The organism is Rhodococcus sp. IC4_135, from assembly GCF_011602025.1.
Taxonomy (GTDB): Bacteria; Actinomycetota; Actinomycetes; order Mycobacteriales; family Mycobacteriaceae; genus Rhodococcus_F; species Rhodococcus_F baikonurensis.
In genome coordinates this window covers 30,835-42,896 of sequence record NZ_JAAOLG010000009.1, presented here as the reverse complement: position 1 = coordinate 42,896, position 12,062 = coordinate 30,835, and the positions used below count along the sequence as shown (strand labels likewise).

Below are 12,062 nucleotides of genomic sequence, written 5' to 3'. Positions count from 1 at the left end.
TCTCGATGGTGATTCGACGCGCGACAAACACCTGTGCCGCATTCGTGATCGTTGCCTTCACAGTTCTCGCCGGGGCGGGTGGCGCATCGAGTGCGGTTCCTTCCCCCATCGATCCTGCAATGCTGCCGGAGGACGGTCCGCCCGCACCTCCCCACCCCACCGAACAGCGAACCCTGTGCGTCCCCGCCGTAGCGGGTGGTGACGGTGCGGATATCCCACGTTCTCAACAGGATCTGGGATTCGATTCGGTGTGGCCGATCACCCGAGGGGCAGGGCAGCGAATTGCTGTCATCGACACCGGCGTCAGCAGACATCCCCGGCTACCGGCACTCGAAGGCGGCGGTGACTATGTCGGGACCTCCGACGGCACCGATGATTGTGACTCACATGGAACAGTCGTGGCGGGTCTCATCGCCGCCCAGCAGGTCGAGGGTTCCGGATTCACCGGAGCTGCGCCTGACGCACAGATCATCTCGATCAGGCAGTCCAGTGCCGCCTTCTCGGTGACCGGCCAACGCGAAGACCCTGCTGTAGCCGAGAACTCGTCTGGCTACGGAAACGTCGACACCATGGCATCGGCGGTCCGTCACGCTGCGGACATGGGTGCAAGCGTCATCAACATCTCCGAAGTCGCCTGTAAGCCTGCCGGGGACGGGATCAACGACCAACGACTCGGCGCTGCAATCGAATACGCCACGGCCGCGAAGAACGTCGTAGTCGTCGCTGCTGCAGGTAACGTCGGATCAGGAGGGTGCAAGAACCAGAATCCACCGCCGGATCCCCTCGCTCCCCTAGCCGATCCGTGGGACTCGGTTGTGACGATTGCCAGTCCGGCTTGGTACGACGACTATGTCCTCACCGTCGGGTCGGTAGACCCCACTGGCGCCGCCAGCTCATTCAGCCTCGGAGGTCCATGGGTCGACGTGGCGGCGCCCGGCACCGGAATCACCTCGCTTCACCCGACATCGCCCGGTCTGACCAACGGGGTTTACGGCCCTGACGGCGCCGTACAGTCGTTCAACGGGACCAGTTTCGCTGCGCCCTATGTCGCGGCAACCGCCGCACTGGTCCGGTCGGTTCACCCGGAACTGACTGCGCTCGAGGTCATGCGACGTATCGAAGCCACGGCCCACGCTCCGGCGCAGGGTTGGAATCCCTACGTCGGTCACGGCGTCATCGATCCACTCGCTGCGGTAACTGGCGAATCGGCACCGGGGGAACCCGTCCAGGTCCATCATCAGTCGGTATCGATCGATCCCCTACCCACGCCGCCGACCCCCGACAACCGATCTCGCGACGCGGCACTCGTCGGAGCCGGAACGGTCGGCACCCTCGCCCTACTGACGCTGTTGGCATCGATGCCCCTTCGTCGAGTCATTCGTCGGCATCTTCCCGAACGCCGGAACATCGATCTCTGAACCGTCAGCGCTGTTCAGTTCACCGGAGCGGCCGGCGCTGTATCGGGGGCGACTCCGTCGTGAGCTATCAGTGCGTTTTCCTTCTCGAGCGCAGGACCTGATGCAAGTAGGTCGAGCATCTGCCACGGCGCGCGATCAGGCGTTCGCGTCAATCCGAGTGCGCGAGCCGAGGTTTCGTCTGGAACTCCGTATTTCACACCGGTATCGGATACGTAGAACACTCCGTCGCGCCTGGTGCTGCTCGTCTCGATTCCGGTCGCTTGAACAAATCCGCCGAATCCCTGTTCGACATGGACGCTGTCGAGATTGTCACCCGATCCGTCCGCCTGCGCCAGGGATACCAACTTGCCCCCCTCCGGGATCGGAACCTGCAATCCAGCGACGAGTTTCAGCGTTGCAGAACTACTTTCGCCGCCCTCGACTGCAGGCGAGGGAGCCCATTGCAGACAGCCGACAGGCGCGCCGCGATCATCGACGATCTCCGGAACCGCCTGCGGCAACGAGTCGACGGTCAACTCGCTCACCGAGGGAATACGACTGATGGCATCAGGGGTGACGTTCGTGATCCCGGTGGCGCCCTGTGAATCCGAGAAGTAGATCAGTTGAGCGACTGCCGCGCCGACCTTCTGGATACCGTTCTCGAGTACCACGTAGTACTGCGGGTCCGCACCCGCCGAAACCTGGACGACGGAGCCGACAGTTTTGTTCTGCAGAGGAAACCGGGGTGCTGAGCCCAGTTCGGGAATTCGCGGAGCGTCGACGCGCGGAACTTCGGGAATCGAATTGAGGAATCCGATGCTGATCGGTCGCGCCTGTGCCCCTTCCAGCCCCAAAGCCCGCATGATCGCCGGATTGTCCACATCGATTTCCGCTCGCTTTCCGTCGTACACGAGAAAGTGATCGGCCCCCGACTTCACCAGGAATGCACGGTCATTCGTCAGATATGTCGTGTTTTCACCGACATTGGACGAGCCGACCAGGACCGAAGTCGTCAACGATTTTCTCCCGTCGGATCCGACGGAATCGCACACCGTCCACAATGCGTTGGTCGGGTCGGCCGATTCCGGCAGCGCGGACGGTGCGCCGGGAATGCCGACGAGCGCGCCCCGGGGTTTCGCCTCGACCTCGGATGCCTTGACTATTGCCGGTTTTCCTGGCGAACCCAGAATCAGTCGTGCGGATGCCAAGTTCAGCACAGGGCGAAAAGTACCCTCCATGGCGACGAACATCGCGCCCGATTCCTTTGCAACGACGATATCCGCATCGCCGATCTTGTCCTGTGGCCGAAACAGAGCAAGCACCGCGCAACCCGCCAATCCCAGTGCAGCGAGGACTATTCCGACGGCGAAGGCGCGCGACTGTGACCGCATCGGATCGTAAAGCATCCGAACGTCTCGTCTGACCAGCGCGTGTTCCATCCGCCTGACCAAGAATCGGTACCCGTTGACCTGCCAGCGAGTGGTAGGTGTCGCAGCCATCATTCCCCCCGTGCCTTACATCCCCTTGCGAAGACACAGTACAGTTTCGCCGGGGCGGAAATTTTCGGGTAGTTCGCAGGTCAGGTATCGGGGAGGAACCGTGGACCGATCGCGGTTGAGGCATTGGCCGTCGTCGCACAGGATTTCGACGCACGAATTCGTGTCGGCACAGATTCTCGGAATCGGTGCGGGCGGAATCGCGATGGCCAGTGGGCTGGATTGGCTCTGGGCGCTGGCAATCGGTTGTATGGTCGCCGGATCAATGCTGCTTCATGTGGGCGGTTGGTCGGTAATGTCCTGGATTGTCAAGTACTTTCGCTATCTGCGCCGCAAGGACGTCGGCGGCGGCACGATCGTCAGTTTTCACTCCCCCTCCGAGCAGTCGATCGGGCTCCGAGTGGAGGGATCTTCACTCGTCGCTGTCGTCGAGATCGCTCCCCCACGCGACTACCTGACCAGAATCGGGCGTCATTCGTTCGACGCTTCCCACCTTCTTCCCACGGCAGCCCTCGCCAATTGTCTTTATCAGCACGATATTTCACTCACCGGCATCGACATTGTCAGTCACGGATACCGCGCCGCATCGGGAACGCCGGCCACCGAAGTCTACGAACGTCTCATCGGACCACTACCGGCCACCGCCACCAGAAGTGTCTGGCTTGCTCTACGTTTCGACGCTTTGGAGGGTGGTGCAGCAGTCGAACGCCGAGGCGGGGGCGAACAGGGCGCGGGTCGCGCGATCGCTGTTGCCGCAAATCGTGTCATCCGGGTGCTCGATTCAACGGGATGCAAGGCGCGGATCCTGACCGCACCGGAGATCGCATCGTCCACAGTCCAGGTGACAAGAGGAGTCGCCAGCCACGAGGTCACCGAAACGTGGCGAAGTACCCCCTTGCCCGGCGTGTCCAACATCGGATACGGGATCGAACCCCGCTTCATCACAGCCGCGACCCTGACTCAGGTATGGGCAGTGGCAACGGTCGGGACGTCCGTGACAATTCGGTTGCGCCCGACCGGCGAACGCGGAACGGCGAAGGTCAGTGCGACCTGTCGCTTCACCACACGCAATCCACCTGAGAACGCACCGCTGGCCGGTTTGGTCTCGCTACGTGGGCGCCAGCGCGACGGATTGCTGACCAACTTGCCGACCGCACTGACCGCGCTGGATCCGATCACGCCGCACATCCGCATGGATGGCGGCACACTCGACTCACTCGCTCTGCCCCTGGCCGGCTGCGGCCAGCTCATCGGCTCGGACCGAAACGGGCACGGCGTCACGGCAAGAATGTCGGGACCCGGCGTCAACACCGTTTTCGTCGCGGGCGAACTCTATCTGGCTCAACAGTTGATCTTTCGAGCCATTGCGACCGGCGCACGAGTACTCGTCCACACCGATCGACCGGGTGCCTGGACCCCGCTCACCGACTCCATGGGAGTGCCTGACCGACTCCGTGTGTCCGGGCAGGGTGGAGGGTCTGAGGGAGCCTTCGACACCGTCCTGTTCGACGGCGTCGAGGGCCTACCTCCGCGTGCGGGCGTGACCGCGATCTACGTATACGGACATCCCCGCCAATGGCCTCGGATCGACCCTGAAATCTCGATAGTTCAGCCATTCGCACTCGGTGACAAGATCACGGTCGAAACCGGCCGCGCGCGCGTTGAACTGACTCTGGTGACCATTGCTTCCGAGACCTCGTTCATCGGCCGTCCACGAGCCGGCGACGCTCACCAGATGGCGTGATCGTGCCGGTTCCGATCAGCCGGGGTAGGGGTCACTCGCACGCAACGTCCGCAATCCGCTCCCCCACCAATGCAATTCACGAATCATCTTCTCGCGTGCATCGATCGCGATCGAATCGACGTCGAACGGCTGGTGTCCGAATTGCTTACGTACCCGATGAATGGTCACGCACTGACGCACCGAGACCATGTGCAGCTCCGCCACCACTTGCCTCAGCTGTTCGACGGCCCGAACACCACCTGAAATCCCGCCGTAGGACACGAAACCGATCGGCTTGGCCCGCCACTCGTGTTTCACGGAGTCGAATGCGGTCTTCAGAGCGGCCGGATACCCGTGGTTGTATTCCGAGGTCACGGCAACAACCGCGTCGGCGCGCCCGATTCGCTTGCGAAAATCCTCCGTAACAAGTGAGTCCGAGAAGTCCTGGGGCAACGACAACTCCTCGAGATCGATCACCGACACGTTCCACGACGGATTCGCGGTTGCTTCCTCGACAAACCAATCCGCCACTGCGCGTCCTATTCGCCCCTCACGGACCGAACCTACGATGACTTCGACGTTCAAAGGTGCCATGAACGTCGATGCTAGCGACTGGTCACGCAGTGATCCCATCCGTGATGAGTGCGGCCAATTCCCTATAGGCGTTGGCATCGTCCAGTCCTGTTGCCCGGTAGACCGCTCGTTGCTGGATCCGAACCATCGTCGCCGCGGCGGCATCGGCCACAAATGATGCGTGTACCTGCCGGAATGCGCCCGAATCCACGCCCTCGACGATGAGCGCTCGCACACGATCAGCAGCAATTGACGTGTTCTTCTCGTAAACCTGGCTCGCCGACGCCGATTCGGCCAGGTCTTCCATGAATTGACTGGACGCCGCGGACAAGCGATCGCCGACTGCTTCGAGATAGACCGCCACTCGACGAGTGGGTGTCGCTTCTGCGGTCACGGCACTCTCCACCGCATCGGTCGCCGCACGGAAGAAGTGAACCGTGACGGCCCGCACCAGATCCTCTTTTCCCGCTGCCACGGTGTACAAGGTGCTCTTGGAGCAATGCAATCGGGCTGCGATCTCGTCGAGCGTGAAGTGGGCGAAACCCTCACTCAAGAACAGCTCGACCATTTGGTCGAACAGTTCAGCCCTGCGTGCAGTCGTCTTGTGAGCCACCCTTGCCATACTGAAAACAGTACTGCAGTATCGTTCACAGTACTACCGTCTAGCTAGGAGCCGACCGTGCCCGTCGAACGCCTCATGCCCAGCCAAGAAGCTCGCGATCTCATCGAACTGACGCGTGATGTCGCGGACAAGGTACTCGCGCCCAAGGTCAACGAATACGAAAAAGCCGAGAAGTACCCAGACGGCGTGTTCCCCGCACTCGGACAGGCAGGACTACTGAGCCTTCCGTATCCCGAGGAGTTCGGCGGCGGTGATCAGCCTTACGAGGTCTACCTCCAAGTCCTCGAAGAAATCGCCTCGCGCTGGGCAGCGGTTGCGGTGGCGGCCAGTGTCCACAGTCTGTCGTGCTTCCCGCTGTTCACCTTCGGCACCGACGAACAGAAGAACCGCTGGCTCCCGGACATGCTGGGCGGCAACACCATCGGCGCGTACAGCCTCTCCGAAGCGCAGGCAGGGTCCGACGCCGCCGCATTGTCGTGCAAGGCGACGCCCACCGACGGCGGCTACCGCGTCAACGGCTCGAAGGCGTGGATCACCAACGGCGGCAAGGCAGACTTCTACAACCTCTTCGCCCGCACCAGTGACGACGGCTCACGTGGCATCTCCTGCCTCCTGGTGGACAAGGACACCGAGGGCCTCAGCTTCGGCAAGCCCGAAGAGAAGATGGGACTACGCGCGGTCCCCACCGCATCCGCGAATTACGACGACGCCTTCATCCCTGACGAACGGCTGATCGGTCAGCGCGGCCAAGGGCTGCCGATCGCCTTCAGCGCTCTCGACTCCGGCCGACTAGGAATCGCTGCCGTTGCCGTCGGAATCGCTCAGGGCGCACTCGACGACGCGGTCGCCTACGCGAAGGAGCGCAAGGCTTTCGGCAAGCGGATCATCGATCACCAGGGACTCGGATTCGTGCTCGCGGACATGGCTGCCGCGGTCGACTCCGCTCGGGCCACCTACCTCGACGCAGCCCGCCGCCGCGACGCCGGAGTTCCGTATTCGCGCAACGCCAGCGTCGCCAAGCTCGTTGCCACCGACGCGGCCATGAAGGTCACCACCGACGCCGTGCAGGTCTTCGGTGGGTACGGCTACACCCAGGACTTCCCCGTCGAGCGCTACATGCGCGAAGCCAAGATCACGCAGATCTTCGAGGGCACCAACCAGATTCAGCGGCTGGTCATCGCGCGCCAACTGGCCGGTTAGGCGCTCACGTGAAATGCCCTCCCACACAAAGTGGGAGGGCATTTTGCATAGTGGTCGTCAGTCGCCGCAGCATCCACCCGAAGACGGAATCTCGCGGGTTTCACGAGTAATCGCGTTGCGGGCGGCCAGTTCCGAGTAGTCGGGGTAGTCCACGCGAACCAACGAAAGTCCGTGCGCCGGCGCAACGAGGATGGAACTTGATCGCGAAGTTTCGTCGAGCAACCCTGCCACCCAGTCGGCGGTGCGCCGCCCCTCACCGACCGAGAGGACTGCCCCTACAAGACTCCGGACCATCGACCAGCAGAACGCATCGGCGTTCACGTACGCCGTGAACACCGTGCCTTCCTGCGCCCAGTCGAAACGTTGCAACTCCCGCACCGTGGTCGCACCTTCACGACGCTTGCAGAATGCCGCGAAGTTGTGGAGGCCGAGAAGCCGAGTCGACGCTTCCTGCATCGCTCCGAGATCGAGTGGTTTGGGGTACGACACCGTATCGCGTGCGCGCAAGGGTTCCACTCCGAATGCCGCGTTGGTCACCCGGTACTCGTAGTAGCGTCGCATCGCCGAGAAGCGCGCGTCGAACTCACCGGGAACCACCGAGATTTCTTTGACCCGAACGTCCTTGGGCAGGAAGCGTGCAAGCCTGCGCACGAGTCGCGACGGGCCGTCCGGGAGCAACTCGCCCGGGACGTCGACGTGCGCTACCTGACCCGTGGCGTGTACACCGGCGTCGGTCCGACCGGCAACAGTCAGCTGAACCGGTTGCCGTAGTACCGTTCCCAGCTTGTCTTCGATCTCGCCGCACACAGTGCGCAGGTCGGTCTGGCGGGCCCAACCCGAGAAGTCGGTGCCGTCGTACGAGATGTCGAGCCGCAATCGAACGAGCCCGCCGTCCCCGATGGGGGCGGCGGGCTCGTTCGATTCAGCGTGTGCCGAAACCAAGGGAGACTAGTCCTTCTTGGCCTCTTCGGCCTCGGGAGCGTCGGCCGCAGTTGCGGTCTCGTCCTCGATGGCCTCGACGACTGCGTCAGCGTTCTCGACCTCAGCGTCGGTCGCGTCGGCCTCTACGGCCTCGACGACGTTCTCTGCGGCGGGAGCGTCCTGCGAAGCCTTGACGCGACGTGCGCGGTCAGCCTCGGAGGTGACGGTCTTTTCCTTGACGAGCTCGATGATTGCCATCGGAGCGTTGTCGCCCTTGCGGGGGATCGTCTTGATGATGCGGGTGTATCCACCGTTACGGTCCGCGTAGAACGGGCCGATCTCGGCGAAGAGGGTGTGAACGACATCCTTGTTACGGATGACCTTCAGCACCTCACGACGGTGAGCCAGCGTGCCGGCCTTCGCGTGCGTGACGAGCTTCTCGGCGTAGGGGCGCAGTGCCTTGGCCTTGGACTCGGTGGTGGTGATGCGACCGTGCTCGAAGAGCGCGGTAGCCAGATTGGCGAAAATCGCCTTCTGGTGGGAAGCCGACCCGCCGAAGCGGGCACCCTTCTTGGGCTTGGGCATGATGATCTCCTAGTAAAGGACCTGAGCTGCTACAGCTGTTCGGTCTCGGCGTAGTCCTCGGTACCCTCGGCATCGCCGAAGGAACCGGCATCAGTGTCACTCCACGTTCCGGTGGCGGCGTCGTAGCCGGCAACGGTGGTGGGATCGAAGGATGCGGGGCTGTCCTTGAGGGACAGGCCGAGCGAATGCAGCTTGACCTTGACCTCGTCGATGGACTTCTGTCCGAAGTTGCGGATGTCGAGCAGATCGGACTCGGTACGGCCGACAAGCTCACCGACGGTGTGAACACCTTCGCGCTTGAGGCAGTTGTAGGAGCGGACCGTGAGGTCCAGATCCTCGATGGGGAGTCCGAAGGAAGCGATGTGATCGGCCTCGGCGGGCGAGGGCCCGATCTCGATTCCTTCTGCTTCGACGTTCAGCTCACGGGCCAGGCCGAAGAGCTCAACCAGGGTCTTGCCCGCCGAAGCGAGCGCGTCCCGTGCGGTGATGGAGTTCTTCGTTTCCACGTCGAGAACGAGCCGATCGAAGTCGGTGCGCTGTTCGACGCGAGTGGCCTCCACCTTGTAGGTGACCTTGAGCACCGGCGAGTAGATCGAGTCGACCGGGATACGGCCGATCTCTGCGCCGGACGCCTTGTTCTGGACGGCGGGGACATAGCCGCGACCGCGCTCGACAACGAGCTCGATCTCCAGCTTTCCCTTGTCGTTCAGGGTGGCGATGTGCAGATCAGGGTTGTTCACGGTGACGCCTGCCGGAGGCACGATGTCGCCTGCAGTAACAGCGCCGGGGCCCTGCTTGCGGACGTACATGGTGACCGGCTCGTCCTCTTCGGAGTTCACGACGAGGCCCTTGAGGTTCAGGATGATGTCGGTGACATCTTCCTTCACTCCCGGGACGGTGGTGAACTCGTGGAGAACGCCGTCGATACGGATGCTGGTGACAGCAGCGCCGGGGATCGACGAGAGCAGCGTGCGGCGCAGCGAATTGCCGAGCGTGTACCCGAAACCTGGCTCCAGGGGCTCGATGACGAACTTCGAGCGGTTATCAGCGATGACCTCTTCGGTCAGCGTGGGTCGCTGAGAAATGAGCATTGGTATTTCCTCCTGTACGGACGTCCACTATTTGACGCCCACGATGGGAAAGGGCCTGCGGCCCTGTGAGTGGTTGAGGAGTCCGGAGACTCCTCAACCACTCACGGGGTGCGAAGCGCCTTACTTCGAGTAGTACTCGACGATGAGCTGTTCCTGCAGAGCGATGTCGATCTGCGCGCGCTCGGGAAGCTGGTGAACCAGGATCCGCAGACGCGAGCCGACAACCTGCAGCCACCCGGGAACCGGGCGATCGCCGACGGTCTCACGCGCAACCTGGAACGGAAGCGTGGAGAGCGACTTCTCCTTGACATCGATGATGTCGTACTGCGAGACGCGGTAGCTCGGGATGTCGACCTTCTTGTTGTTCACGAGAAGGTGACCGTGCGTGACCAGCTGACGTGCCTGACGGCGCGTGCGAGCGAGGCCTGCGCGGTACACGACGTTGTCGAGACGCGACTCGAGGATGCGAAGCAGGTTCTCGCCGGTCTTGCCGGGGCGGTTGTTCGCCTCCTTGTAGTACAGGCGGAACTGCTTCTCCATGACGCCGTAGGTGAAGCGAGCCTTCTGCTTCTCCTGCAGCTGGAGCAGGTACTCGCTCTCCTTGATACGCGCGCGGCCGTGCTGTCCGGGCGGGTACGGGCGACGCTCGAATGCCTGGTCGCCTCCAACGAGGTCGACGCGCAGACGACGCGACTTGCGGGTGATGGGTCCGGTATAACGTGCCATTTTCTTCTACCTATCCTTCCCGCTATACCCGACGCCGCTTGGGCGGACGGCAGCCGTTGTGCGGCTGGGGGGTTACATCGGAAATGGTGCCGACCTCGAGGCCAGCAGCCTGGAGGGAACGGATTGCGGTCTCGCGACCGGATCCCGGTCCCTTGACGAAGACGTCAACCTTCTTGACACCGTGCTCCTGCGCCTTACGGGCAGCGCTCTCAGCAGCAAGCTGAGCGGCGAAGGGAGTCGACTTACGCGAACCCTTGAAGCCGACGTGTCCCGAAGACGCCCAGGAAATGACATTTCCGGCGGGGTCCGTGATGGACACGATGGTGTTGTTGAAGGTGCTCTTGATGTGAGCGGCGCCGTGCGGGATGTTCTTCTTATCCCTGCGACGCGTCTTCTGGGTCTTCTTCGGACCGGTGCTACGTGACTTCGGGGGCATTACTTCGCCTTCTTCTTGCCGGCAATGGTGCGCTTCGGACCCTTACGGGTACGGGCGTTGGTCTTGGTGCGCTGACCACGCACGGGCAGACCACGACGGTGGCGCAGGCCCTGGTAGCAGCCGATCTCGATCTTGCGACGGATGTCGGCCTGAACCTCGCGGCGCAGGTCACCCTCGACCTTGAGCGACTCCTCGATGTACTCGCGGAGCTTTGCCAGGTCCTCGTCCGAGAGGTCCTTGCTCCGGAGATCCGGGCTGACGCCGGTGGCGTCAAGGATTTCCTTGGAGCGGGTACGGCCGATGCCGTAGATGTATGTCAGTGCGATCTCCATGCGCTTTTCGCGAGGAAGATCAACACCAGAGAGACGTGCCATGGTGGCATTTCCTTATCGGTGTGCGGAGGTCTGCTCCCAGCCCTTCCCCTGTGCCTCTTGCCGAGTACCGGCGCCGTAAGGCGCAGATGATCTCATCAACTAACTCAGTGGGGCCCCGGCCTCCGTGCCGGGGGTGAACCATTGTCCGACCTTGGCGATCGGTGAACGATCGCGTGGGGTCTCGTCAACAATGGCTGGTACTGGGAGGTCTTCTTTGCTTGTTGCCAAGCAGATCTTCGAAAAGCTAGATCTAGCCCTGACGCTGCTTGTGACGCAGGTTCTCGCAGATCACCATGACTCGACCGTTACGGCGAATCACTTTGCACTTCTCGCAGATCTTCTTGACGCTCGGCTGAACCTTCACGTCTTCTGATCTCCTGTTTTGTCGCAGCCCGCCGCGATGAACCGCAGCAGACATACTTCTCCCTGACCCAGGTCAGGTCCGGGAAGTTCGTTACTTGTAGCGGTAAACGATGCGTCCGCGCGACAAATCGTAGGGCGAGAGCTCTACGACAACGCGATCTTCCGGGAGGATGCGAATGTAGTGCTGACGCATCTTTCCGCTGATGTGGGCGAGGACCTTGTGGCCATTCTCGAGCTCAATGCGGAACATCGCATTGGGCAGCGGCTCGACTACTCGTCCTTCGACCTCGATGGCCCCGTCTTTCTTAGCCATATCCTCCGCGATCCGTTTGGTTTGGCATGCTTCGTGCATCGGCTTCCGTTACATTGGCACGCAATGGAAAGATCGTCGGCACTTCGCGGACCCGATCCCGGAGCGATCCGGGCGTAGGCACACGAACTATCGACGCGCATAGCGCACCGCCTAGCCATGTTACGCGATGTAAACGACCAGGCCAAATGCGCCTCCGGTCAGGGCGACGACGCACACCGCTCCCCCAACGAAAAAGTCCCAGC

At 62.3% G+C, this 12,062-nt stretch carries 14 protein-coding genes; 3 read left to right on the top strand and 11 right to left on the bottom strand.

The features are described 5' to 3' along the window. Positions 1-5 precede the first annotated feature (5 nt). The gene (mycP, locus tag G8767_RS17645) at positions 6-1,418 is read left to right on the top strand and encodes a type VII secretion-associated serine protease mycosin (protein ID WP_166810859.1); all 1,413 of its coding nucleotides are present in this window, start codon (positions 6-8) and stop codon (positions 1,416-1,418) included. A 14-nt stretch (positions 1,419-1,432) separates the two neighbouring features. Here mycP and eccB read toward each other — a convergent pair whose 3' ends face one another. Beyond that, on the bottom strand, positions 1,433-2,899 hold the full coding sequence (gene eccB, locus G8767_RS17640) for a type VII secretion protein EccB (RefSeq protein ID WP_206029474.1): 1,467 nt from the start codon (positions 2,897-2,899) through the stop codon (positions 1,433-1,435). Positions 2,900-2,996: 97 nt separating this feature from the next. Here eccB and eccE point away from each other — a divergent pair, with 97 nt between their 5' ends. Next, positions 2,997-4,637, top strand: a complete 1,641-nt coding sequence (gene eccE, locus G8767_RS17635) for a type VII secretion protein EccE (RefSeq protein WP_124566551.1) — start codon at positions 2,997-2,999, stop codon at positions 4,635-4,637. A 15-nt stretch (positions 4,638-4,652) separates the two neighbouring features. Here the strand turns inward: eccE and G8767_RS17630 are convergent, their stop codons facing one another. After that, positions 4,653-5,210: an NAD(P)H-dependent oxidoreductase gene (locus tag G8767_RS17630; protein WP_124566552.1), complete on the bottom strand. Its 558-nt coding sequence runs from the start codon at positions 5,208-5,210 to the stop codon at positions 4,653-4,655. Between the two features lie 22 nt (positions 5,211-5,232). After that, positions 5,233-5,811: a TetR/AcrR family transcriptional regulator gene (locus tag G8767_RS17625; RefSeq protein ID WP_124566553.1), complete on the bottom strand. Its 579-nt coding sequence runs from the start codon at positions 5,809-5,811 to the stop codon at positions 5,233-5,235. A gap of 57 nt (positions 5,812-5,868) precedes the next feature. Here G8767_RS17625 and G8767_RS17620 point away from each other — a divergent pair, with 57 nt between their 5' ends. Then, on the top strand, positions 5,869-7,011 hold the full coding sequence (locus G8767_RS17620; RefSeq protein ID WP_166810857.1) for an acyl-CoA dehydrogenase family protein: 1,143 nt from the start codon (positions 5,869-5,871) through the stop codon (positions 7,009-7,011). A 57-nt stretch (positions 7,012-7,068) separates the two neighbouring features. Here the strand turns inward: G8767_RS17620 and truA are convergent, their stop codons facing one another. The 8 genes from truA to infA all read right to left on the bottom strand — a co-directional run bounded on the left by truA (position 7,069) and on the right by infA (position 11,820). Then, positions 7,069-7,953 (bottom strand): tRNA pseudouridine(38-40) synthase TruA, encoded by an 885-nt coding sequence (truA, locus tag G8767_RS17615; RefSeq protein WP_166810856.1) that lies wholly within the window; start codon positions 7,951-7,953, stop codon positions 7,069-7,071. A gap of 6 nt (positions 7,954-7,959) precedes the next feature. Then, entirely contained in the window at positions 7,960-8,517 is a 558-nt protein-coding gene (rplQ, locus tag G8767_RS17610) for a 50S ribosomal protein L17 (protein ID WP_095968898.1), read from the bottom strand. Between the two features lie 29 nt (positions 8,518-8,546). After that, positions 8,547-9,608, bottom strand: a complete 1,062-nt coding sequence (locus tag G8767_RS17605; protein WP_003941016.1) for a DNA-directed RNA polymerase subunit alpha — start codon at positions 9,606-9,608, stop codon at positions 8,547-8,549. A gap of 120 nt (positions 9,609-9,728) precedes the next feature. Further along, positions 9,729-10,334, bottom strand: a complete 606-nt coding sequence (gene rpsD, locus G8767_RS17600; RefSeq protein WP_003940769.1) for a 30S ribosomal protein S4 — start codon at positions 10,332-10,334, stop codon at positions 9,729-9,731. A gap of 22 nt (positions 10,335-10,356) precedes the next feature. Next, a complete protein-coding gene (gene rpsK, locus G8767_RS17595; protein ID WP_003940683.1) occupies positions 10,357-10,770 on the bottom strand; it encodes a 30S ribosomal protein S11 in 414 nt (137 codons plus the stop codon). Continuing rightward, positions 10,770-11,144, bottom strand: coding sequence for a 30S ribosomal protein S13 (gene rpsM / locus G8767_RS17590; protein WP_003940834.1), 375 nt, complete (start codon positions 11,142-11,144; stop codon positions 10,770-10,772). Before rpsM ends, rpsK begins: the two co-directional genes overlap by 1 nt. 250 nt (positions 11,145-11,394) lie before the next feature. Next, positions 11,395-11,508 carry a 50S ribosomal protein L36 gene (gene rpmJ / locus G8767_RS17585; RefSeq protein ID WP_003938068.1) on the bottom strand — a complete coding sequence of 38 codons (114 nt, stop codon included), beginning with the start codon at positions 11,506-11,508 and terminating at the stop codon, positions 11,395-11,397. A 90-nt stretch (positions 11,509-11,598) separates the two neighbouring features. Next, positions 11,599-11,820, bottom strand: a complete 222-nt coding sequence (gene infA / locus G8767_RS17580; protein WP_003418601.1) for a translation initiation factor IF-1 — start codon at positions 11,818-11,820, stop codon at positions 11,599-11,601. Between the last annotated feature and the right edge of the window lie 242 nt (positions 11,821-12,062).

Coding starts and splice junctions, on each gene's coding strand:
- rpsM (WP_003940834.1), bottom strand. CDS start 11,144: ATGGCACGTCTCTCTGGTGTTGATCTTCCTCGCGAAAAGCGCATGGAG.
- rpsK (WP_003940683.1), bottom strand. CDS start 10,770: ATGCCCCCGAAGTCACGTAGCACCGGTCCGAAGAAGACCCAGAAGACG.
- mycP (WP_166810859.1), top strand. CDS start 6: ATGGTGATTCGACGCGCGACAAACACCTGTGCCGCATTCGTGATCGTT.
- G8767_RS17625 (WP_124566553.1), bottom strand. CDS start 5,811: ATGGCAAGGGTGGCTCACAAGACGACTGCACGCAGGGCTGAACTGTTC.
- G8767_RS17630 (WP_124566552.1), bottom strand. CDS start 5,210: ATGGCACCTTTGAACGTCGAAGTCATCGTAGGTTCGGTCCGTGAGGGG.
- G8767_RS17605 (WP_003941016.1), bottom strand. CDS start 9,608: ATGCTCATTTCTCAGCGACCCACGCTGACCGAAGAGGTCATCGCTGAT.
- infA (WP_003418601.1), bottom strand. CDS start 11,820: ATGGCTAAGAAAGACGGGGCCATCGAGGTCGAAGGACGAGTAGTCGAG.
- rpsD (WP_003940769.1), bottom strand. CDS start 10,334: ATGGCACGTTATACCGGACCCATCACCCGCAAGTCGCGTCGTCTGCGC.
- rplQ (WP_095968898.1), bottom strand. CDS start 8,517: ATGCCCAAGCCCAAGAAGGGTGCCCGCTTCGGCGGGTCGGCTTCCCAC.
- eccB (WP_206029474.1), bottom strand. CDS start 2,899: ATGATGGCTGCGACACCTACCACTCGCTGGCAGGTCAACGGGTACCGA.